Below are 21,862 nucleotides of genomic sequence, written 5' to 3' on the forward strand. Positions count from 1 at the left end.
CGGCAAAGCAACAAGCCCGGGCTGGCGATTCGCCAGCCCGGGCCCGGGACGGTGTGGATGAAATCCAGGCTCGCAAGGGAGCCCGGAAAGGGTCAGCGGATCGCGATCAGATCCGCCTCGTCGGTGGTGATGTAGACCTTGTCGCCGACGGCGATCGGAGCCAGCAGAACCGGCGCGCCGATCTTCAGGGTCTTCTCGGTGGCGCCGGTCTTGGGGTTCAGGGCCACGGCCTCGCCGTAGCTCGACACCGTGATCAGGCGGCCCGAAGCCAGGATCGGGCTGGACCAGACACGCGGACGCTTGGCCAGCTTCTTCTTCTGCTTCTTGGAGAGCTTGTCGGTCTCGTTCAGGTCGCGGATCCAGTGGACCTGGCCGCCGTCGCGCGAGGCGCAGATCACCTGGCCGGCCTTGTCGACCACGTAGACCACGTCGCCGACGGGCCAGGGCGTGGTGATCGCGGTGACCGGCAGGCTCCAGCGGGCCTGCCCTGTGCGCAGGTCGGTGGCGGCGAACACGCCCGAGTGGCTGACGGCGTAGACGTCGCCCTTGTAGATCACTGGGCGGCCGGCGATGTCGCGGATTTCCGACAGGGCGTTGGTGCGGCTGGCGCGGCTGAGGGCCTCGCTCCACAGGTCGTTGCCGTTGCCGGCGCGCAGGGCCACCAGTTCGCCCGAGGCGAAGCCGGCGACGACCGTATCGCCGCTGACGGCCGGGCTCGAACCGCCCAGGATGCGGGCCGGCTCGATCAGGGCCTGGTAGGTCCAGCCGGGCGTGCCGTCGGTCGCGGCGAAAGTCAGCAGTTCGTTGTCGGTCGAGACCACGAAGACGCGGCCGTCGGCCACGGTCGGCGCGGCGTGGACCGGCGTGCTGGTCGCCTGGCGCCAGTTCTCGTTGCCGGTGGCCGCGTCCAGCTGGGCCACGAAGCGGAAGCCCGACGAGACGTAGAGCTTGCCGTCGGCATAGGCCACGCCGCCGCCGAAGCCCTTGGTGTCGTCCTTGCGGCCGCCGATCCCGAAGAAGCCGCGCTTGCCCGGCTGGCGGGCCGGACGCAGATCCTTGCGCCACAGGGTCTCGCCGGTGACCGCGTCGAGCGCCGAGACCTTGGCCTCGCCGTCGAGCACGAAGATCTTGCCCTCGGCCGAGACCGGGTTGGAGGTGATGTGGAAGGTGCGGTTGGCCTTCTGGCCAAAGCCCTTGCGCCAGGCGATCACGAAGTCCTTGGCGGCGGCGACGTGTTCGACCGATTGCTCGGGGCCGCCGCCCGGCAGGCGCCAGTCGGCCTGGGCTTGCGGTTCGGGCAGGAAGAAATCGACGCCCTTCAGACCATCGGCGGCCTCGACCTTCTGATCGAAGGCGATGACCGAGATTCGCTGCCCTTGGGTGGCCTGGGCCTTGTTCTTCTCATCCTTGCCGAAGGGGTTGAGCTTCGACACCGTCGAGCAACCGGTCACCGACACCGCGGCCGACATCATCGCGGCGAGCAGCAGGGAACGCTTCAGAGTCATGGGTCGGCGGCTCATTGAGCTTGGGGTTGCAGGCCCGGCGGCAGCTGGCCGGGCGCGAGTTGGACCGGCGGCGGCAGAGCAGCGGCGGCCTTGACGGCGGCCGGCAGGGCCTTGGCCGAGCCGGAGTCGATCATCTGGATCGCCGCCTGGGCGCGCTGGCGGGTGTCGTCAGAACCGTCCGACAGCAGCGAGAGCACGACGAAATCGCCGCGCGCCTCGGCCGTCTTGCCGGCCTGGAGCTTGGCGAACGCCAGGGCTTCCTTGGCCTGCACGCGATAAGGGCTCTTCTCGCCGGTCAACGGGGTCAGCCTCGACTCGATCTCCTGATACGGAGCCGTGTCCATGAGCGCGAAGGCGGATTTGAGGCGGGCTATGTCACCCATGACAGGATCGGGAGCAATCTTGGCCGCTTCGTCGAAATAACCGACAGCTTCCTTGGTCTTGCCCTCGTCCAGGCGAATGCCGCCCATCTGCATCAGGGCCAGCGCGCGGTAGCCCGCGTTGCCTTCCTTCGACAGTTTTTCGAACTCGGAGAAGGCCTTGGCCGGGCCGTTCTTCTCGTAGGATTCGAGGGTCGCCTGAACGGCTTCCGACGCCTTGTTGGCGCGGTTGCTCTCGTAGGCCGTCCAGCCCCACCAGCCGCCGACGCCGAGGACCGCGACCACGGCCACCGCGCCCAGGACGGGCAGCGACTTCAGCGCGAAGGTCTTGTAGCGGTCGGAGCGAAGCTGCTCTTCGACCTCGTCAAACACATCGACCACGAACGAGGCTCCAGTACGGGCGCCGACGGCGCCGGGGCGTCGCTGCCCGGACGATCCCGGACGACGCAAGGTTGAAACATCAGGAGTCGAGGCGCAGGCCGCGACGCAGGCGGCGAACCTATAGCGTGTCCGCCGCCGCCGCAACGGCGGGGAACCGCGGTTTGGAAGGGTATCACTCGCCCCCTTTCCCCTTGATGGGGGAAGGGCCGGGGTTGGGGGTGACTACGGCGGCCCATCCTGGCGCTTCGGTGCGAACTGAACGCTCGGCGTCACCCCCATCCCAACCCTTCCCCCATCAAGGAGGAAGGGCTTGGACACCGCCAACCTCAATCCTTCTTGGCGTAGTACGTCTCGGCCACGCCCGGGAAGCTGCGGTCCTGGACGTCGCGGGCGTAGTCGGCGGCAGCCTTCTCGATCGCGCCCTTCAGGTCGGCGTAGCGGCGCACGAACTTGGGGGTCCAGTCGAACAGGCCCAGCATGTCGTCGCTGACCAGCACCTGGCCGTCGCAGCCGGCCGAGGCGCCGATGCCGATGGTCGGCGGGGCGATGGCCTGCGTGATCTCGCGGGCCAGGGCCTCGGCGACGCCCTCGACCACGACGGCGAAGGCGCCGGCGTCGGCGGTGGCGCGGGCCTCGGCCAGGATCTTCTGGCGGCCCTCCTCGTCGCGGCCCTTGGCCTTGAAGCCGCCGTCGACCAGCACCGCCTGCGGGCGCAGGCCCACATGGCCCATGACCGGCACGCCGCGATCGACGAGGTAACGGATCGTCTCCGGCACGGTGGGGCCGCTCTCGACCTTCACCGCCTGGGCGCCGGTTTCCTTCATGATGCGCACGGCGTTGGCATAGGCCTCTTCCGGCGCGCCCTCGTAAGAGCCGAACGGCATGTCGACCACGACCATGGCCTTCTTCGAGCCGCGCATGACCGCCTGGCCGTGCAGGATCATCATTTCCATCGTCACGCCGACGGTGTTGGGCAGGCCATGCACGACCATGCCCAGCGAGTCGCCGACCAGCAGGACGTCGCAGGCGTCGTCGAGGGCGGCGGCCACCGGGGCCGTGTAGGCGGTGAGGCAGACGATCGGAACGCCGCCCTTGCGGGCGGCGATATCGGGGGCGGCGAGACGGCGGACCGTCTCCTGACGATGGGCGGACAAGACTCGCTCCGGCTCTATTACGAAAGCCCGGAGCGCGGCAGGCCGCCTCCGGATTAGAACTCTTCGACCAGTCGGGTGATGGCGAAGGTCAGAGCGATAGCCGCAAGAGCCGCGCCGAGCCAAAGGGTTTCTACGCTGGCCGGCGTGGCGACGAACTGGTTCACCTGGTCCATCAGCCTGTCGACGCCCAAATCCACGGTCGAGACGCTCTCGCTGGAGGCCGAGCGCAGGTCGGTGGCGAAACGGCTGGAAATCAGTTGCCCGACCGCGAACAGGCCCGCCACGCCGCCGGCCGCGCCGATCGCCAGGCGCCGCAGCGTCCAGCCGCGGTCGAGCCGGCGCTCGACCCGCCCGTGGAAGCCCTCGGCGTCCGGAAACGCCGGCGGTTCGGCGAACAGCCGCGAAAGCTGCGCGTCGAAATCGCGATCAACCATGACCTTCCCTCCGCGCCGAGGCGTCCGTGGGCGGGGCCAGCCTGGCCCTGAGTTTATCCAGACCACGTTTGACATGGGATTTGACCGTGCCGATCGGGATGTTCAAGGCTTCTGCAGCCTCCGCATGTGACCAGTCCGCGCCGTAGCAGAGTGAGACGCACAGCCGCTCGCCCCGCGACAGCCCCTTCAGCGCTTCGTCGAGATCCAGCCGGTCGCCGGGCGTGTCGCCCGAAACGGGTGGCGGCGGCTCTTCCGGGGCGGCGTCCGAGAAGATCAGGCGCGAGTCGCGCTTGACCTTGCGCAGATACAGCCGTGCGGCCGTCTTCTTGATCCAGCCGCCGAAGGCCCCCTCGCCGCGATAGTCGGCGATCTGCTCGAAGCCGACCAGAAAGGCGTCCTGGGCGACATCGTCGGCGGTGGCCGGATCGGCGCCCAGGCGACGCAGCAGGCCTCTCACGGACGAGCCGTGCCTGCGCACGAGCTCCCCGTAGGCCCGGCGGTCGCCGGTGGCGGCCAGGGCCGCCAGCTCGACGTCGTGACCGGTGGTGGGTGGGCGTTCGATGCCCATGATGAAGGTCCCCTCTTCCCCAAGGCGCCTGCGTCAGGCGTCCGGCTGGTGGCCCTTGTTGGGGTTGAAGAAGCTCAGGATGACGTAGGCGACGCCGATCAGGGCCGGGATGGCGGCCGCGCCCATGACGGGATGCAGAGCCTCGTCCGCGATCTGGCCCAGCATGAAGCCCAGCACCGCCAGGCCCGCGCCGACGGCGATCAGGATCACGCCAGTGCGCATGTCGCGCAGGGCCGACGAAACCTTGGCCGGCTTGACCTCCTTGGTCATCGCCTCGATCAGCTCGGGCGGCAGCGCCTGCCCCTTCTCGATGGCGGCGCGGACGGTGGCCTGCATCTCGCGACGATCGCGGCTCTTCAGCCACATCGGGATCACGACGATGCAGACGACCATGATGAATGGCGCCAGCGGCACCAGGACTCCAAGTTCCATGACCTGTTCCCCTCGAATGTGTGTCGACGAGAGCCTGTCGCTTTCGTCTCGTACAGGGAAGAGGCTTTGACGGCGCCGTTTGGAGGCGCCCGCCGAGATGAAACTTTCGTAAGGCGGATCAGGCCGTGGCGACGGCTGGCGCTTCGACCCGCGGGGTCAGGCGCGCGACGATGTCGTCCATCGCGTCGAGCAGCACGGTCGGCGCATGGTCGACGAGCAGCTGGCGGGTGGCGTAGCCCCAGGTGACGGCGCCGGACGCCAGGCCCAGAGCGTTGGCGGCGTCGATGTCGCGGGTCTCGTCGCCGATCGAGATCACCCGGCCCGGTTTCACCCGGGCGGTCCTGATCACCTTGGTGAACTTCTTGGCCTTGCCGAACAGCGAGGCGCCGCAGCCGTAGTGGTCGATCAGTTGGGCCAGGTCCGGCCCCAGCACGGTGCGGATGGTGGCTTCGCTGTTGGAGCTGACCACGGCCAGGCGCACGCCGCCGGCGGCCAGGGCCTTGAGCATGTCGGGAACGCCTGGGAACAGTCCGATCGAACCGATCTCGGCAGCCATCAGCTTCTTGCCGTGGGCGGCGATGATCGGGATCTTCCAGGCCGAGACGCCCAGATACTTGATGATCTCGCGGTTGGGACGGCCGCGCAGCATCTCGACTTCCTCGTCGGTGACGCTCTTGAAGCCGTACATCCTGGCCATCGGATTGACGAGCTTCAGCACCACGGCGCCGCTGTCGGCCAACGTGCCGTCGAAATCAAAGATCGCCAGATCGTAGGGAAGCCCCGAAGTCACGCCCACTCAATGCCCTGCCGCCGGACGAACCGGCTGTTTCCCCAAGACTTAGCCGCTCGACGCGGACCTTGTCGCCCCAAAGTTCGCCAACTCGCGTCAATCGCGCAAGCGGCGTTTCGCTCGTCAGGCGAGAATAGACGTGTACTGATCGGGTTTGAAGCCCGCCAGCAGCTTGCCGTCGACGTCGAGAATCGGCCGCTTGATCATCGACGGCTGAGCCAGCATCAGGTCGACGGCCTTGGCCGCGTCGATGCCCGCCTTGTCGGCGTCGGGCAGCTTGCGGAAGGTCGTTCCGGCGCGGTTCAGCACCGTTTCCCAGCCCAGCTGCGCCACCCAGCGCTCGACGTCGGCGCGGTCGGCGCCCGAAACCTTGTAGTCATGGAAAGCATAGACCACGCCGTGCTCGTCCAGCCAGGTGCGGGCCTTCTTCATCGTATCGCAGGCCTTGATGCCGTAGATCGTCACCGTCACCGGGGGCGCGCTCCAGAAATCCGCCCGCGAGTCGGGCCCTTCCCTCCCCGCTTAGCATTTTCGTTCGAGGCGCGGACGGATTTGACCTGGAGCAGTTGCGTCTCAGTCGCGACACGACAACATTGGACCCATGACCGATACCGCTCTTGCTCAAGCCCCGTCCCTCGCCAAGCGCCTGAAGGCCGGAACCGAAGCGACGCACGATCGACTCGACAAGAGCATCATGGCCGGCCAGCCCTTTGCCGACCGCGAGCGCTACGGACGGTTCCTCGAGGTGCAGTACCGATTCCACCGCGATATCGACGGCCTGTACCAGCGTCCTGAGCTCGCCGACCGCCTGCCCGACCTCGACGGCCGCCGCCGCATGGCACAGATCGCCGCCGATCGCGCCGACCTTGGCCTGCCCGCCCTGGCCGACCTGCCGCCGCCGGCCTTCACCGCCGACGCCGAGCCCGACCTCGCCACGGCGTTTGGCTGGCTGTACGTGGCCGAGGGCTCGAACCTGGGGGCGGCGTTCCTCTTCAAGGCGGCCGCCAGGCTCGGCCTGGACGAGACGCTCGGCGCGCGCCACCTTGCGGGTCATCCTGACGGCCGCGCCGTCCACTGGCGCCAGTTCACCGCCGCGCTCGACGCGGCCGGGCTGGACGAGGCGGGCGAAGCACGCGCCATCGCCGGCGCGGACGCCGCCTTCTCAAGGGTGCAGGCCTATGTCGACGCCGCCTTCGGCTGAACCGCCTTCCCTGGAGATCGACGAGCCGCCGACGGCCCTGCCGAGTTCGCGCGGCCTGCGTGTCGGCTATCTGCTGGCCGGCTTCGCGTTCACGGGCCTGGGCATAGCCGGCGCCTTTCTGCCGCTGTTGCCCACGACCATCTTCCTGATCCTGGCGGCCGGATGCTTTGGCAAGTCCTCGCCCAGGCTGGAGGCGTGGCTGCTGAACCATCCGCGCTTTGGCCCCTCGATCCGCGCGTGGCGGGCGAACGGCGCGATCCCGCGCAAGGCCAAGGTGCTGGCCTGCATGGGCATGGCCGGCGGCATGGCGGTGTTCCTGATCGCCGCGCGCCCCAAGCTCTGGCTGGGCCTGCTGGTCGGCGCGGTCATGGCGGCCTGCGCGGCCTTCGTGGTCTCCCGCCCGGCTCCGCCGACGGCCTGAGCCAAGCGCTACGCTAGGAACGGGCTAAGCGTCCCGACGGTTTTCTTCCGACAGCCAGAAGGAGGAAGCCATGTCCAAGGCCCCGCCCATTCCGCCGGAACAACGCGCCTTCAAGGGCCAGAAGCCCGATATCGAAGGCCACGCCAGCGCCGAAGGCCTGCAATCGCCCGATCCCGGCAACGCCGACGTGAACCTGTCCGAACAGGGCCGGCACGGGAACCTGCGCCAGAACACGACCCATTCGGGCAACGTGCAGGATCGCTAGATCAACCCTTCAGGGGCCAGCGCCCGAGCACGATGTGCCGGGTCTGGCCCAGCAGGCTGTGGATCAGCACGAACTCGCCGACCGTCCACGACACCGGCTCCACCGGCGTCTCCGGCGCCAGGGCGCGGTCGTAGAGCAGCGTCACGTGCGGATTGAACTGCCTGGCGACCTGCTTGCCCAGGCCCGCATGGGCCATGGCCAGGCCCAGGGCCTTCTGAAAGCCATGCAGGCTCGAAAGCCCATCTCTGCCCTGCAGCGTGAACGGGTTGTTTCCACGGTTGTTGAAGCTGGCGGCGCGATCGAAGACCACCTCGAACGGCGCGGCGGTCGACGCCGCCTCGCCGGCCTCCAGCGCCTGAGCGACGACGCCGCGCGGCAGGCCGGCATAGTCGCCGATGTGGTGCAGGGTCACATGGAAGCGATCCGGCGTCAGCGGCGCGCCGGCAAGGCCAAGGCGGCCCTTCAGGTCACGAGTCCGGCCGGCGATCGCCTCGGCGACGGGGGCCTGCGGAAAGATCCCGAAGAACAGGCGATCGGACGGCGGGACGTCCAGCTCGGGAAACAGCGACATGGCGAGAATCGGCGGCCGTTGAAGGGTGGCTCGCCTTATGGCGCCGGAGCGGACGGCTGTCGCCGCCCGCCCTGCCCTGGACTACGGGCGCGCCGGGATGTTGAGGCCGCGCTGCACCGCCGGACGGGCGAGGCCCCGCTCCAGCCAGGCCGGCACGTTCTTCAGGCTCTTGAAGTCTACGAGTTCGCCCGCCTCGTAGAAGCCGACCAGGTTGCGCACCCAGCCCAGCGTGGCGACGTCGGCGATAGTGTAGTCCTCGCCCATCAGCCAGTCGCGGCCTTCCAGGCGGGTCTCCAGCACGCCCAGCAGACGCTGGCTCTCGGCGCGATAACGCTCCAGCGGGCGCTTGTCCTCGTACTCGCGGCCGGCGAACTTGTGGAAGAAGCCCAGTTGCCCGAACATCGGGCCGACGGCGGCCATCTGGAAGAACACCCACTGCAGGGTCTCGTAGCGCGCGGCCGGGTCGGCCGGCAGCAGCTTGCCGGTCTTCTCGGCCAGATAGACGAGGATCGCGCCGCTCTCGAACAGGGCCAGCGGCCTGCCGCCCGGACCGTCGGGATCGATGATGGCCGGGATCTTGCCGTTGGGGTTCAGGCTGAGGAATTCCGGCGTCCAGGTCTCGTTCTTGCCGATGTCGATCAGGTGCGGCTCGTAGGGCAGGCCTACCTCCTCCAGCATGATCGACACCTTCACGCCGTTGGGCGTGGGCAGCGAATAGAGCTGGATGCGGTCAGGATGGGCGGCGGGCCAGCGGCTGGCGATCGGGAAGGCCGAGAGATCGGACATGGAAGCTCCTGCGAAGGGTCCCGGTCGATATAGGCGCCGCCGGAGCAAGGCCCAGCCCCCTACCGCAACTTTATTTGTTTCAGTTATCCCAGTTCAGTCGCGCGCGGCCGAGCGCAGGATGAAGCCCAGGATCTCGGCGACGGCGACATAGAGCGCCTCGGGAATCTCCTCCTCCATCGGGATGGTCGACAGGGCTTGGGCCAGGGCCGGGTTCTCCTCCAGCGGCACGCCATGCTCGCGGGCGGTTTCGACGATCTTGTCGCCTACCCAGCCACGGCCGCTGGCGACCACGCGCGGGGCGTTCGGCTCGTCGTAGCGCAAGGCGACGGCGATGCGGGGACCCGAGACGCGGGTCATGTGGCCTGGTCCAGGAAGCGGCCGGGCGCGGATGGCGCGGCGACCGGCGGTGCGGCGGCGTGGAAGGCGACCTCCGGCTCCAGGGCGGCCTCGCGCAGGGCGGCGTTCAGCATTTCCTCGCCGCCGCGCAGGCGCGCCATCGACTCGGACCGCTCGGCCCACAGCGAGACCCGGGCCCGTTCGCCGGTCAGCGCCAATTGGACGTCGATGCGGCCCATGGGCTCGACGTCGAGCGAGAAGCGGACCTTCCAGGTGCGGGCCTCGCCCGGACCGCCGGCGGCCCCGCCCCCGCCGCCGTCGCGGCTGATCTCGAACTGGGCCACGGCGCTGCCCTGCGGCGTGGCGAAGGGCACATCAAACACCCAGCGCGGGCCGGGCCGGTCCTCGACGGGGCGGCCGTCGGCCGGGCGCGCGGCCTCGGCCCGTTCGGGCAGCGAAGCGGCCTGCAGGAGTTCCTGGCGGGCCAGGGCCGCGTCGACGCCCTTGGCGAGCTGCTGGGCGACCGCGGCGGGCGCGGCGTTGGGGGCAAGGGTCGAGGGCGCGGCCGGCTGGGCCACGACCGGTCCGCCGGCGAACGGCGGCGGCGGACCCTTGCCGGGCGGCGGGGCCAGCGGCGTCATGAGCGGACGCGCGACAGGCGCCTCCTCGAAGCCGGCGGCGGCCTCCTGGGCCAGGACGAACAGGGCGGCGGCAGGCTGGGCCGCCTGCTGCGGAGCCGGACGCGGCGCCACGGCGGCCAGGAAGCGGGCGACGGGCGTCTCGGCCCCTTCGGGCTGCGCCGGGACAGGCGCGGCGGGCGGCCGAGCTTCAGCCTCGACGGCGGCCTGGGCGGGATTGGGCTGAGGCGCGGACAAGGCGGCCGCCTGCGCTCCGACCTGCGGCGCCGGCGCGCCGAGCGTCTGAGGCGAAGGCGAAGGAGGCTGTGGCGTGTTCGTGGGCGTCTGGGGCGGTAAGGCGCTCGGCGCCTGGCCTGTCGGCCCGGCTGTCGTCGCCGGCGTGGCGGGACCGGCCTGGACGCTCCAGCTGGCCACGGCAGCGCGCAGCACCAGCATGGCGGCCTTCAGGTCCTTGGCGGCCAGGGGCGCGGCGCCCGGCGCGGGGGCCTCCTCGGCCAGGCGGCTTTCCATGAACAGGCCCGAGCGGCCAAAGGCCTGGCGGATCTCGCCGGCGGTCACGGCTCCGTCGATCGGCGAGCGCAGAGCCAGCATGTTGGCGGCGGCCTGGCGCACCAGGGCGGGCGCCTGGGGCGATGTCGAGACCCGCTCCAGGTCGGCCAACAGCGGGGCCATGCCGCCCTGGGCGGCGGCGGCGCGGCCGACCATGTCGGAGACGACCTTAGCCTGAACGGTGGAGCTGGAGAGCAGGATCTCACGGGCCTGGCCGGTGGTCCCGCCCTTCAGCAGGCTTTCCACCGTGTCTGGAGCATCGTGCGCGGCGCCCGCCTGCACCGCAATCTTGCCAAGGGCCTCGGTCGCCTCGGCCATCGCCATCTGGGCCAGCATGGCCGGCGGCGGCAGGCCCGCCTGTCCCGTCTGGCCGCCCTGCGGACCGGCGGGCGCGATCGTCGCCGCCGGCTGCACCGAGGCGAGACTGGGAACAACGGGTCCGAGCGACTGAACCGACACAGGCGAACTCCACGGCGCGCCAGGGCGCGCAGGGTTTCCGCGAGATTAATCCACAGGCGTGAAGCGGGTCTTAAGCCGTTTTGGCGGTTCGCTTTTCCAGGAACGCGAGCAGCGCGTCGGCGGCGGCTTCGGCCGGATCGGGCATGCCGCGCCCCAGCTGGTCCAGGGCGGCGTACTGCTCGGCCACCTGCCGATCGCGCAGCGCCGGATCATCGAGCCGCATGGACAGCTGGGCCGCCAATCGCTCGCCGGTGCAGTCGTGCTGCAGGAGCTCGGGCGCGACCTCGCGGTCGGCGGCGATGTTGAACAGCGTCACCCAGCGCGGCGTCATCAGGCGCTTGAGCAGGCTGTAGGTGATCGCGCCGATCCTGTAGCCGACCACCATCGGCGCGCCCGCCAGGGCCAGCTCGATGGTCACCGTGCCGCTGCAGGCCAGGGCCACTGTGGCGGCCTTCATGGCGTCGTCCTTGGCCTGATCATCCTCGATGACGTGGGCGCGGAACGGCCAGCCGGCGACGCGCGCCTTGACCGCCGCCGCCACCGTCTGGGCGGCCGGCACGACGACGTGCAGGTTCGGACGATCGGCCTTCAGGATGCGGACGGCGTCCTCGAAAGCAGGCAGAACACGCTCGATCTCGGACGGACGGCTGCCCGGCAGGACGGCCAGGATCGGATCGTCCGGCCCCGCCCCGATCGCCGCCCGCGCCCGGGCGGCGTCGGCGGCGCCGAAATCGCGGGCCAGGGCCGGATTGCCGACGAAGACGCTGGGCAGCCCCACCGCGTCGAAGAACGGCTTGTCCATCGGCTGGGTGGCCAGCAGCAGGTCAACGGCCTCGGCCAGGGTCTTGGCCCGTCCAGGACGCGAGGCCCAGACCTGGGGCGCGACATACTTGATCAGCGCCATCGACGGGTCCAGCGCCCGCAGGCGCTTGGCCAGGCGGATGTTGAAGCCCCAGGAGTCGATCAGCACGGCCACGTCGGGCTTTTCGCGCACGGCCAGGGCCTCGACGTCCTTCAGCCGGCGCAGCACCCGCGGATAGGCCTTGAGGCCCTCGAACAGGCCCAGGATCGACAGCTCGGCGATGTCGAAAGGGCTCTGGACGCCCTCGGCCGCCATGCGCGCGCCGCCCAGGCCGACGAAGCGCACCTGGTCGCCCAGCCGGGCGCGCAGGGCCTTGGCCAGGCCCGCGCCGAGATTGTCGCCCGAGGCCTCGGCCGCGATCAGCATGACCGTCAGCGGCCGGGGGGAAGGCATCACCGCGGCTCGACGCCGTAGACGAAGAGACCCAGGTCGTCGGCGCAGGCGATCACCTGGTCGCGGTCGACGATCAGCAGGCGGCCGGCCTCGCCGACCACGCCGGCCAGGCCGGCCCGCGCCGCACGCTGGATGGTGGCCACGCCGATGGTGGGCAGGTCGACCTTGGTCTCCTGGATCGGCTTGGGCGCCTTGGCCAGGACGCCCTTGGGCGCCTCGGGACAGCCGCGCACGGCCTGCGGCAGGTCGGCGACCCGGCGCAGCATGGCGTCGGTGCCTTCCTGGGCCTCGACGGCCAGAACGAGGCCGTCGCAGACCACGGCCCCCTGCCCCACGTCCAGCCCGCCAATGGCGCGGGCCACGGTCAGGGCCCGGTCGATATCGGCGCCGTGCTGCTCGCGCGGGGCGTAGCGGCCCAGGGGGCCGGCCTGCAGGGTCATCTCGCCGCGCACCTCGTGGGCGCCCTCGACGATGAAGCCTTCCTTCTCGAACTCGGTCAGCACGCGGCGCAGCAGGGCGTCGTCACCCTCGCGCGCGGCCTTGATCAGGCCGGGCAGCACCTTCACGCCCCGGAAGTCGGGGATCAGCGCCGAGAAGTCCGGGCGATCGACGACGCCGGCGAAGCAGACAGCCTCGCAGCCCTCCTCCTTCAGCGCCTTGAAGGCCTTGCCGAACTCGGCGATGCCCACCTCGGCGCCGGGATACTGCTCCAGCGACGGATCGGCGAAGCCCCGCACCCGCATCACCGAGAACGGCCGTCCGGCGCGCTCGCAATGGGCGGCCAGTTCGATCGGCAGGGCCCCGCCGCCGGCGATCAGTCCAAGCTTGCGCAAGATCAGACCTCGCGCTCGGGCAGGCACAGCGGACGGTTGCCGTCGGCGCGGATGAAGTCGACGATCTCCATCACCTCGGGCGTGGCCGAATAGGTCTCGACCACGTCGTCCAAGCGCTCCTGGAAGGTGCCTTCGTCGGCGAACATCAGGCGGTAGGCCGCGCGCAGGGCGTTGATCGTCTCGCGCGAGAAGCCCCGGCGCTTGAGGCCCACCAGATTCAGCCCCTCCAGGTGAGCGTGGTTGCCCCACACCGAACCATAGGGAATCACGTCCTTGGTCACCGCCGCCAGACCGCCGATGAAGCTGTAGCGGCCGACGCGCGAGAACTGGTGGATGGCCGCCAGGCCGCCCACGAACACGAAGTTGCCGACGTCGACATGGCCGCCCAGGGTCGCGCCCTTGGCCAGCACGACATTGTCGCCGACCGCGCAGTCGTGGGCCACGTGGGCCTCGGCCATGAAGAAGCCGTCGGCGCCGATCGTGGTCACCCCACGGCCCGAGGCCGTGCCGGTGTTCATCGTCACCTGCTCGCGGATGACGTTGCGCGGACCGATGACCAGCTGCGTACGCTCGCCCTTGTAGCCCAGGTGCTGCGGCGGGCCGCCCAGGGCGGAAAAGGCGTGGACGACGGTGTCCTCGCCGACGGTGGTGACGCCATCGACCACCACGTGCGACAGCAGGCGCACGCGGGCCTGCAGGGTCACGTCCGGGCCGACGATGCAGAACGGCCCGATTTCGACGCCTTCGCCCAGCTTGGCGCCGGCGTCGACGATGGCGGTCGGATGGATTTTCGTCATTTCGTCGGGGTCTCCACGACCATGGCGGCGAACTCGACCTCGGCGGCGACCTTGTCGCCGATCTTGGCCACGCCCTTGAACTTGAAGATGCTGGAACGCGCGCGCAGCACCTCGACCTCCATGCGCAGGACGTCGCCCGGGCGCACGGGGTTGCGGAAGCGGGCGTTGTCGACCGACATGAAGAAGATCGTCTTGCCGGCGGTGTCGACTTCCAGCGACTTGCTCATCAGCACCGCGCCCGTCTGGGCCAGGGCCTCGATGATCAGCACGCCGGGCATCACCGGATTGCCCGGGAAGTGGCCCTGGAAGAACGGCTCGTTCACCGTCACGCACTTGATGCCGACGATCGACTTGTGGGGCTCGTAGGCCTCGGCGCGGTCGACCAGCAGGAACGGGTAGCGGTGCGGGATCCGGTTGAGGATCTCGGCGATGTCGATGTCGGTCTGCGGGGCCGCGGTTTCGGTCTGGCTCATGCCTCGTCTTTCATCCCCCGGCTGCGCGCGCTGCGCGACAGCCATGCGGTTTCTCGCAGCCACCGTTTGATCGGTCGCGCGGGAAACCCTGTCCATGTCTCGCCCGCCGGCACGTCCTTGAACACCGAGGCCGAAGCCCCGATGCTGGCGCCGGGGCCGATCGTCAAGTGGTCGGCTACGCCGGCCTTGCCGCCGAAGGCGACGCCGTCGCCGACGACCGTGGTGCCCGACAGCCCGGTATAGGCCGCCAACACGCAGTTGCGGCCCAGCTGCACGTTGTGCGCAACATGGACCAGATTGTCGATCTTGGTGTTCTCGCCCACCGTGGTGTCGTCGAAGGCGCCGCGATCGATGCAGCTGTTGGCGCCGAGCGTCACGCCGTCCTGCAGGACTACGCGGCCCAGCTGCGGCAGGTCGACCACGCCCCTGGCGCCGGGAGCTGCGCCAAAGCCCGCCTCCCCGACCACCGAGCCGGCGTGCAGGCTGACCCGGTCGCCGATCAGGGCGAAGCCGACCACGGCGTTGGCGCCGATGAAGCAGTCGCGGCCAATGGCGACGCCCGGGCCGACGACGGCGCCGGGGCTGATCGTCGTGCCCCGCCCGATGCGGGCGTCCTGGCCGATGATAACGCCCGGCGACAGGCGCACGCCCTCCTCCAGCACGGCGGAAGGGTGAATGGCGGGAGCGCCGGCCTCGTGGCGGCGCGGGGTATGGAGAAGAGCGGTCGCGGCGGCCCAGGCGGCCTGCGGATGCGGGGTCAGCAATACGGCGCAGCCGTCCGGCGCGAACTCGCGGTGCTGCGGGCGCATGAAGATCGCCCCAGCCTTGCAGGCCGACAGGTTCTTGGCCCGGCGAGGATCGGAAAGGAAGGAGACGGCGTCAGCACCCGCGTCGTCCAGCGGCGCGACGGTGGCGATCAGACGCTCGCCCAGGGTCGGATCAGCCAGCTCGGCCCCGCCGACGGCGGCAAGGGCGGACACGGAAACCGGACCCAGGGTCTCGAAAAAGCGGGGGTCCGGCATGCAAACCTCTCGACGACGGCCGTCCCGGGAATCGCCCGATACGGACGAAGTGTAGGCGGCCCAAAGCCGCTCCGAGTCAATGCCGTAACGGAAAGCGCCCGCCCAGCCGCAAAGGCCGGACGGGCGCTCTCGGTGCTTAGCGCTGCAGCTGGGCGGCCAGCTGGGCGGCTTGCTGCGGGGTCAGCTTGGTGCGTTCCAGAGCCTGGAACGAACCGGCCTTGCCGCGGGCGTCCAGGGCGCTGACGATCTGGGCGGTGATGTCCATGGCCGGGTTGAAGATGGCCACGGCGCTACGCTCCAGCAGCACGCCGCACTGCTTGGACTGGTAGGCCGAGATCACGGCCGGCTGCAGTTCCGTCGAGTAGGTCTGCTGGGCGGTGTCGGCGGTGGCGACCAGTTCCATCTGGGTGTGGGCGGCGTCGCGCTGCAGGGCGCTCTGCTCCAGTTCCAGGTCGGCCTTCTGCTTTTCGCGGGCGTTGATGTCGGCGGCCGGGGTCTTGGCGGCGGCGTTGAACGCGTCGATCTTGGTCTGCAGAGCCTTTTCACGGGCGGCCAGCGGCGACTCGGCCGTGGTCTGCAGGGCCTTCAGGCGGGCGTCGAGCGCCTTGCCGGTGGCCGAAGTGCCGCGCACGGCGCCAGCCGAGAACACGCACAGATTGGCGATCGGAGCGCCGTGGGTGATCGCCGGGGCGGCCGGAGCGGCCGGAGCCTTGGCGAGCGGGGCGGCGGCTTGAGCGAAGGCGCCCGAGGCCACGGCGAACGCGGCCAGGCCCGAAGCGGCGGCGGCGAAGAACTTGGAGGACATGTCGTCTAAAGCCTTGTGGAGATTAGAAACGAGTGGAGGTGGAGAAACGGAAGGTTTCCGTCCGGTCGTAGTCTTCCTTCGCCAGGATGCGGCTGATGTCGAACCGGATCGGTCCCATCGGCGACTTCCAGTCGATGCTCACGCCCGCCGAAGCGCGCAGACCAAGGTTGTCCCTGATCGTGTCGCTGAACTCGCCGGGCGAAACTTGGCGGTCGACGTCGTCCAGCTGGCCGGCGGTGCCGAAGTCGCTGAACAGCGCGGCCTTGATGCCATACTGCTCGGGCAGGAAGGTCGGGATCGTCAGTTCCAGCGAACCGATCGCGTACAGCTTGGCGCCGAGGGCGCTGTTGTCTGTCAGCGTATCGCGCGGGCCGATACCGGCCGTCTCGAAGCCGCGGAACGACTGGCCGCCCTTGTAGAAGCGGTCGTTGATCCGGACGCTGTCGCCGCCCCAGCCCTCGATGTAGCCGGCCGAACCGGTGGCGCTGAACACGAAGTCCTTGTTGAAGCCCCAGTACCAGCCGCCGTCGACTTCGGTCTTGAGGTAGTTCACGTCGCCGCCGAAGCCGGCCAAGTCCTGGTTCAGGTCGGCGAAGAAGCCGCGGGTCGGACGCAGCGGGTCGTTCCGCTTGTCCAGGCGCAGGCCGTAGCCGACCAGCGAGGTCATGTAGGCGCCGCGCTGCAGGCAGAGGATCGTCGAGACGGTGCCATTGGTGCAGTAGCTGTCGGCCACGCTGACCTCGTCCTGGCGCAGGGTGTACCGCAGGCTCATCGAGGTGTTTTGCGTCAAGCCGAAGCCCATGGTGAAGCCGCCGCCCAGCGACTTGGTGTCGTAGGCCGCGAACTCGCTGAGGTCATATCGGTACGAGTAGAGGTTCACGCCCGCGGCCAAATTGCGGCCCAGGAAGCGCGGCTCGGTGAACGCGAAGTCGACCTGCTGGCGCAGCGAGCCCACCGACACGCGGGCGCGCAGGTTCTGGCCGCGGCCGCGGAAGTTGCGCTGGGTGACGCCGACGTCCAGCACCAGCTGGTCGACCGAGCTGTAGCCGGCGCTGAACGACAGTTCGCCCGTCGGCTGCTCCTCGACCTTGACCCGTAGGTTGGTGCGGTCGGGGGCGGCGCCGGGCACCTCCTCGATGGTCACGTCCTTGAAGAAGCCCAGGCGGCGCATGTTGTTGCGCGAGCGATCGACGAGCACACGGTTGTAGGCGTCGCCCTCGGCGACTTCCATCTCGCGGCGCAGGACGTAGTCGAGCGTGGCGGTGTTGCCGACGATGTCGATGCGGTCGACGTAGACGCGCGGGCCTTCACGAACCGAGAAGACCACGTCGACCGTCTGGGTCTCGCGGTTGGGCACGTAGCGCGGACGCACGTCCACGAAGGCGAAGCCGGCCGCGCCCGCAGCGAACGTCAGGGCGTCGGTGGCCTGCTCGATGCGCTCGTCCTCGTAGATCTGGCCGGTCTTGATCGGCAGGATCTGGGCCAGCAGGTTGCCGTCCAGCTTCTTCAGCTCGGTTTCGACGGTGACCTTGCCGAACTTGTACTTGGGACCTTCGTCGATCGTGTAGGTGACCGCGAAGCCGTTCTTGTCGGTGGCCAGCTCGGCCGTGGTGGCCACGACGCGGAAATCGAAGAAACCGCGGTTGCGGTAGTACTTGCGCAGTTGTTCGCGGTCGTACTCGATCCGGTCAGGGTCGTAGTTGTCGTTGCTGGTCAGGAACTTGTACCAGTGCGACTCCTTGGTGACGATGACGTCGGAGAGCTCGTTGTCCGAGAACTCCTTGTTGCCCAGGAAGTTGACGCCCAGGACGCCGCTCTTGGGGCCTTCGTTGATCTCGAACACCAGGTCGACGCGCTTCTGAGGCAGCTCGACCACCTTGGGCGTCACGGTCGCCGAGATGCGGCCCGAACGACGATAGAGTTCGATGATGCGCTGGACGTCGGCCTGCACCTTGGCGCGGGTGAAGATGCCGCGCGGACGGATCTGCACCTCGTCCTTCAGCTTGTCTTCCTTGAGGGCCGAGTTCCCCTCGAAGACCACCTGGTTGATGATCGGGTTCTCGACCACCTTGACCACCAGGTCGCCGCCCACCAGCTCGATGGAGACGTCGGCGAACAGGTCGGTGCGGGCCAGGGTCTTCAGCGCCAGGTCGAGGCGGGCCGGGTCGACCGTCTCGCCCGGCTGGATCGGCAGGTAGGAGAGCACCGTGCCCGCCTCGATCCGCTCGTTGCCCTGCACGACGATGCGCTGCACCACGCCCGACGTCTGGGCCTGGGCGAAAGCGACCTGGGGCGCGATCAGGGCGGTGGAGCCGAAGAGAAGCGCAACGCCGGTGGCGAACGCGGCGCTATGGGCGCGAATTTTGCTCATGGGACCAATCATGGACGGGCGGCGGTCGTTCACGTGAACAGGCCGCCGATGAATTTGAACACGTCGTAGCGGTTGAGGTCGTTCCACGCCGCGAACAGCATGAAACACAGGATCAAGGCAAGGCCCGCGCGGAAGCCGGCGGCCTGGAAGTCGGCCCGCAGAGGACGCCGGAAGACGGCCTCATAGGCGTAGAGCAGCAGGTGGCCGCCATCCAGCACGGGGATCGGCAGCAGGTTCATGAAGCCGATGCTGACCGAAAGGCTGGCGATCAGGATCGCCTGGCTGGCGACCGTGCGGATGATCATCGTCTTGACGTCGGGGGCGCCCTCGACGCTGGCCTGGGTCACCGCGCCGGCGGTCTTGCCGATGCCGATGATGCCGCTGATCTGGTCGGCCGGCAGTTGGCCGGTCACCAGGCGCCCGAGATAGAAGCCGATGGTCTTGAGCATGTCCCAGACCTGCGCCGTGGCGCGCGGGATAGCCATCCAGACGGAGGAGCGCTCGAAATAGCCGCGACCGCCGAGCGACACGCCCAGACGGCCGACCTTCACACGGCCGGCGATCTCGTCCTTCTGCTCGACCAGCGTCGGCGTGGCGGTAAGCTCCACCATCTGCTGGGCGCGCTGCACCGTGAACTGCACCGGCAGCTTGGCGCGCAGGCTCACATAGGCCGAGACGTCGCGATAGCTTTCGACGGCCTTGCCATCCATCTTCACGATGACGTCGGCGGGCTTGAAGCCGGCGACCTCGGCGGCGCTCCTGGGCTCGACGGCCTGCACGATGACCTGGGTCTTCAGGTCGCCGATGGTCACCTGCATCACGGCGAAGACCAGGATGGCCAGGATGAAATTGGCGACCGGGCCGGCCGCCGCGATGATCGCCCGCTGCCAGACCGGCTTGAAATGGAAGTACTGCTTCAGCGCCGCCGCGCCCTCGCGGTCGGCGATCTCGCGCTTCATGGCGTCCAGGTCGTTCTGGTCGGGCACGCTGGCGGCGTTCTCGTCGCCGGAGAAGCGTACATAGCCGCCCAGCGGGATCGAGGCGATGCGCCACTCCACGCCGCGCTTGTCGCGCCAGGAAACGAGGGGCGCGCCAAAGCCGATGGAGAAGCGATCGATCGCCACCCCACAGGCCCGCGCGGCCCAATAGTGTCCCAGCTCGTGCACCGTCACGACGACGGACAGCACGATGACCATGGACACGATCGCGATCAGAAGACCGATCATCGGCTTGGAATCAGAGCTCCCCGGTCACTTCCTAATGCCGCTTTTGAGCGACAACCTCGGCCGCAATACGGCGAGCGGAACCGTCGATCATGACGGCTGTGTCAAGAACGTCACCTGCCGTTACGGCGAGGTCCCCTACCCCGTTCATGCGTTCAAGCGTCCCCTCAACCGACGCGGCAATATCGAGAAAGCCGATCTGCCGGTCAAGGAAAGCCGCGACGGCGACTTCATTCGCTGCGTTCATCGCTGTCGGCGCGCCGCCGCCCAGGCGCAGAGCCTCGCGCGCGACGCCCAGAAGCGGGAAGCGCGAAAGGTCCGGATCCTCGAAGGTCAGCTGGCCATAAGCCCCCAGATCCAGGGGCTTGGCCGGCCAGTCCAGCCGTTCGGGCCACGAATAGGCGTAGGAAATCGGGCTGCGCATGTCGGGCGGGCCGAGCTGCGCCAGGGTGGAGCCGTCGGTGTACTCCACCAGGCTGTGAATCACCGACTGCGGGTGGATCACGACGCCGATACGGTCTTCGGGCGTATCGAACAGGTAGGAGGCCTCGATCATCTCGAGCCCCTTGTTCATCATCGACGCCGAATCCACCGAGATCTTCGCGCCCATCGACCAGTTCGGATGGGCGATCGCCTGCTCGGGCGTGGCCATGGCCATCTGCTCGCGGGTCCAGGTACGGAACGGACCGCCCGAGGCGGTGAGGATCAGGCGGGCCACGCGGTCCAGGCACGCCGGCTGCAGCACCTGGAAGATCGCTGAATGTTCGGAATCGACCGGGATCACCGTACCGCCGGCCTGACGCGAGATGCGCAGCAACTCGGGACCGGCGCAGACCAGGCTTTCCTTGTTGGCCAGGGCCACGACGGCGCCGGTGCGGGCGGCCGCCAGGGTCGGCGCCAGGCCCGCCGCGCCGACGATGGCCGACATCACCCAGTCCGCGCCCATGGCCGCGGCCTGGGCCACGGCCTCCGAACCGGCAGCGGCCTCGACGCCGGACCCGGCCAGACGCTCGCGCAGGTCGCCCAGCAGCGCCTCGTCCTCGATCACCGCCAGCTTCGGACGCCAGCGCAGCGCCTGCTGGGCCAAGCGATCGACATTGCGACCGGCCGCCAGGGCGAGGATTTCGACCGGAACCTTGGACTGTTCGAAGAGATCTAGCGTGGAAACGCCGATGGAGCCGGTCGAGCCGAGCACCACCACCTTACGTGCGTTCAAGGCAGCCATCCCCACTGGTCGAACAGGCGCACCGCGGCGACGACGATGGCGGCGAACATCAGGCCGTCGACGCGGTCCAGCAGGCCGCCGTGGCCCGGGATCAGGTCGCCGGAGTCCTTCACGCCGAAGCGGCGCTTGAGCATCGATTCCCAGAGGTCGCCGGTCATGGTGGCCAGGCCGCCCAGGAAGCCGATGGCGGCGGCCACGGGCCAGGTTAGGTCCATATCGGGCAGGCGCGGCAGGGCCTCGGCCAGCAGGTCGACGCCGATCGCGGCCAGGGCCGCGGCCAGCAGGCCGCCGAAGAAGCCCGACCAGGTCTTGTTGGGCGAGAACCGGGGCCAAAGCTTGGGACCCTTGAAAATGCTGCCGGTGACATAGGCGAAGATGTCGGCGAACCAGGTCACCGCAAACAGCAGCAGCGTCCACGACAGCCCGGCCGGGCTGAGCCGCAGCCACAGCAGGGTGATGCAGGCCGGCGCGATGTAGATGACGCCATAGGCCGCGTCGGCCCGGCGCTCGACCGCGCCGCGGGCCAGCAGGGCGGCGGCGGCGGCCCCGGCGGCGGCCAGCGGCCAGGTCAGGATGTAGTGACCGCGGAAGGCCGCGACGAGCGAGATCAGCACCGCCACGCCCACGGCGATCGCGACGCCGACCGGCGCCTTGGGGGCGCTCATCATGCCCCACTCGCGCGCCAGCAGCGCGGTGCAGAGCGCCAGCAGCAGCAGGAACCACACCTGGCCGAACCAGACAGCGGCCACGACCGTGGGTACGAGCACCGTGGCCGAAACCACGCGCGTACCCAGATTGCCCCAGTTGAAGCGCTTAGCCGGCGACGGCGACGTCATCGGCTGCAATGCCTCCATAGCGCCGGTCACGGCTACGATATTCCGCGACGGCGGCGGCCAGGTGTTCGGGCCCATAGTCAGGCCACAGCACATCCTGGAACACCAGTTCTGCGTAGGCGCATTCCCACAGCAGGAAATTCGAGATCCGGTGC

At 69.2% G+C, this 21,862-nt stretch carries 26 protein-coding genes; 3 read left to right on the forward strand and 23 right to left on the reverse strand.

The genetic code is table 11. The features are described 5' to 3' along the window. Positions 1–92: 92 nt before the first annotated feature. From DDF67_RS16330 to DDF67_RS16365, 8 genes are all read right to left on the reverse strand, one after another. A complete protein-coding gene (locus DDF67_RS16330) occupies positions 93–1,505 on the reverse strand; it encodes a PQQ-binding-like beta-propeller repeat protein (protein WP_233247678.1) in 1,413 nt (470 codons plus the stop codon). An 11-nt stretch (positions 1,506–1,516) separates the two neighbouring features. Then, a complete protein-coding gene (locus DDF67_RS16335; RefSeq protein ID WP_109101908.1) occupies positions 1,517–2,266 on the reverse strand; it encodes a tetratricopeptide repeat protein in 750 nt (249 codons plus the stop codon). A gap of 326 nt (positions 2,267–2,592) precedes the next feature. Continuing rightward, the gene (gene panB / locus DDF67_RS16340) at positions 2,593–3,420 is read right to left on the reverse strand and encodes a 3-methyl-2-oxobutanoate hydroxymethyltransferase (protein ID WP_109101909.1); all 828 of its coding nucleotides are present in this window, start codon (positions 3,418–3,420) and stop codon (positions 2,593–2,595) included. Positions 3,421–3,473: 53 nt separating this feature from the next. Continuing rightward, complete coding sequence (locus DDF67_RS16345) at positions 3,474–3,854, reverse strand: hypothetical protein (RefSeq protein ID WP_109101910.1); 381 nt, start codon at positions 3,852–3,854, stop codon at positions 3,474–3,476. Next, on the reverse strand, positions 3,847–4,422 hold the full coding sequence (locus tag DDF67_RS16350) for an RNA polymerase sigma factor (RefSeq protein ID WP_109101911.1): 576 nt from the start codon (positions 4,420–4,422) through the stop codon (positions 3,847–3,849). Before DDF67_RS16350 ends, DDF67_RS16345 begins: the two co-directional genes overlap by 8 nt. Before the next feature lie 33 nt (positions 4,423–4,455). Next, positions 4,456–4,854, reverse strand: coding sequence for a DUF6249 domain-containing protein (locus tag DDF67_RS16355; RefSeq protein ID WP_109101912.1), 399 nt, complete (start codon positions 4,852–4,854; stop codon positions 4,456–4,458). A 118-nt stretch (positions 4,855–4,972) separates the two neighbouring features. Continuing rightward, on the reverse strand, positions 4,973–5,644 hold the full coding sequence (locus DDF67_RS16360) for an HAD hydrolase-like protein (RefSeq protein WP_233247679.1): 672 nt from the start codon (positions 5,642–5,644) through the stop codon (positions 4,973–4,975). A gap of 123 nt (positions 5,645–5,767) precedes the next feature. Next, on the reverse strand, positions 5,768–6,115 hold the full coding sequence (locus DDF67_RS16365; RefSeq protein WP_109101913.1) for an ArsC family reductase: 348 nt from the start codon (positions 6,113–6,115) through the stop codon (positions 5,768–5,770). A 130-nt stretch (positions 6,116–6,245) separates the two neighbouring features. Here DDF67_RS16365 and DDF67_RS16370 point away from each other — a divergent pair, with 130 nt between their 5' ends. From DDF67_RS16370 to DDF67_RS16380, 3 genes are all read left to right on the forward strand, one after another. Further along, positions 6,246–6,845 (forward strand): biliverdin-producing heme oxygenase, encoded by a 600-nt coding sequence (locus DDF67_RS16370; RefSeq protein ID WP_109101914.1) that lies wholly within the window; start codon positions 6,246–6,248, stop codon positions 6,843–6,845. Beyond that, positions 6,823–7,266, forward strand: coding sequence for a YbaN family protein (locus DDF67_RS16375; protein ID WP_109101915.1), 444 nt, complete (start codon positions 6,823–6,825; stop codon positions 7,264–7,266). Before DDF67_RS16370 ends, DDF67_RS16375 begins: the two co-directional genes overlap by 23 nt. A gap of 70 nt (positions 7,267–7,336) precedes the next feature. Further along, entirely contained in the window at positions 7,337–7,531 is a 195-nt protein-coding gene (locus DDF67_RS16380) for a hypothetical protein (protein WP_109101916.1), read from the forward strand. A 1-nt stretch (position 7,532) separates the two neighbouring features. On the opposite strand, the gene DDF67_RS16385 is transcribed toward DDF67_RS16380, so the two are convergent. The 15 genes from DDF67_RS16385 to DDF67_RS16455 form a co-directional block, all read right to left on the reverse strand. Next, positions 7,533–8,102 (reverse strand): 2'-5' RNA ligase family protein, encoded by a 570-nt coding sequence (locus DDF67_RS16385; protein ID WP_109101917.1) that lies wholly within the window; start codon positions 8,100–8,102, stop codon positions 7,533–7,535. Positions 8,103–8,183: 81 nt separating this feature from the next. After that, positions 8,184–8,888, reverse strand: a complete 705-nt coding sequence (locus DDF67_RS16390) for a glutathione S-transferase N-terminal domain-containing protein (RefSeq protein ID WP_109101918.1) — start codon at positions 8,886–8,888, stop codon at positions 8,184–8,186. Between the two features lie 93 nt (positions 8,889–8,981). After that, positions 8,982–9,245 (reverse strand): EscU/YscU/HrcU family type III secretion system export apparatus switch protein, encoded by a 264-nt coding sequence (locus DDF67_RS16395; protein ID WP_109101919.1) that lies wholly within the window; start codon positions 9,243–9,245, stop codon positions 8,982–8,984. Beyond that, on the reverse strand, positions 9,242–10,870 hold the full coding sequence (locus DDF67_RS16400; RefSeq protein ID WP_109101920.1) for a flagellar hook-length control protein FliK: 1,629 nt from the start codon (positions 10,868–10,870) through the stop codon (positions 9,242–9,244). Before DDF67_RS16400 ends, DDF67_RS16395 begins: the two co-directional genes overlap by 4 nt. 70 nt (positions 10,871–10,940) lie before the next feature. Next, on the reverse strand, positions 10,941–12,125 hold the full coding sequence (gene lpxB, locus DDF67_RS16405) for a lipid-A-disaccharide synthase (protein ID WP_109101921.1): 1,185 nt from the start codon (positions 12,123–12,125) through the stop codon (positions 10,941–10,943). Further along, positions 12,125–12,958, reverse strand: a complete 834-nt coding sequence (gene lpxI, locus DDF67_RS16410) for a UDP-2,3-diacylglucosamine diphosphatase (protein ID WP_109101922.1) — start codon at positions 12,956–12,958, stop codon at positions 12,125–12,127. Before lpxI ends, lpxB begins: the two co-directional genes overlap by 1 nt. A 2-nt stretch (positions 12,959–12,960) precedes the next feature. Continuing rightward, entirely contained in the window at positions 12,961–13,755 is a 795-nt protein-coding gene (gene lpxA, locus DDF67_RS16415) for an acyl-ACP--UDP-N-acetylglucosamine O-acyltransferase (RefSeq protein WP_109101923.1), read from the reverse strand. After that, on the reverse strand, positions 13,752–14,228 hold the full coding sequence (fabZ, locus tag DDF67_RS16420) for a 3-hydroxyacyl-ACP dehydratase FabZ (RefSeq protein ID WP_109101924.1): 477 nt from the start codon (positions 14,226–14,228) through the stop codon (positions 13,752–13,754). Before fabZ ends, lpxA begins: the two co-directional genes overlap by 4 nt. Beyond that, positions 14,225–15,250 (reverse strand): UDP-3-O-(3-hydroxymyristoyl)glucosamine N-acyltransferase, encoded by a 1,026-nt coding sequence (gene lpxD / locus DDF67_RS16425; RefSeq protein WP_109101925.1) that lies wholly within the window; start codon positions 15,248–15,250, stop codon positions 14,225–14,227. Before lpxD ends, fabZ begins: the two co-directional genes overlap by 4 nt. Positions 15,251–15,386: 136 nt before the next feature. Further along, complete coding sequence (locus DDF67_RS16430; protein WP_058346387.1) at positions 15,387–16,055, reverse strand: OmpH family outer membrane protein; 669 nt, start codon at positions 16,053–16,055, stop codon at positions 15,387–15,389. Positions 16,056–16,077: 22 nt separating this feature from the next. Further along, entirely contained in the window at positions 16,078–18,438 is a 2,361-nt protein-coding gene (gene bamA / locus DDF67_RS16435; RefSeq protein ID WP_109101942.1) for an outer membrane protein assembly factor BamA, read from the reverse strand. A gap of 17 nt (positions 18,439–18,455) precedes the next feature. After that, positions 18,456–19,652 carry a M50 family metallopeptidase gene (locus DDF67_RS16440; protein WP_109101926.1) on the reverse strand — a complete coding sequence of 399 codons (1,197 nt, stop codon included), beginning with the start codon at positions 19,650–19,652 and terminating at the stop codon, positions 18,456–18,458. Between the two features lie 31 nt (positions 19,653–19,683). Further along, positions 19,684–20,874, reverse strand: coding sequence for a 1-deoxy-D-xylulose-5-phosphate reductoisomerase (dxr, locus tag DDF67_RS16445; protein WP_109101927.1), 1,191 nt, complete (start codon positions 20,872–20,874; stop codon positions 19,684–19,686). Beyond that, positions 20,862–21,710: a phosphatidate cytidylyltransferase gene (locus tag DDF67_RS16450; protein WP_109101928.1), complete on the reverse strand. Its 849-nt coding sequence runs from the start codon at positions 21,708–21,710 to the stop codon at positions 20,862–20,864. The genes dxr and DDF67_RS16450 overlap by 13 nt, the downstream gene beginning before the upstream one ends. Beyond that, positions 21,688–21,862, reverse strand: a 175-nt coding sequence (locus tag DDF67_RS16455) for an undecaprenyl diphosphate synthase family protein (protein ID WP_199229258.1), incomplete at its 5' end; no start/stop codon positions are given. The genes DDF67_RS16450 and DDF67_RS16455, both read right to left, overlap by 23 nt.

The organism is Caulobacter endophyticus (assembly GCF_003116815.1).
Taxonomy (GTDB): Bacteria; Pseudomonadota; Alphaproteobacteria; order Caulobacterales; family Caulobacteraceae; genus Caulobacter; species Caulobacter endophyticus.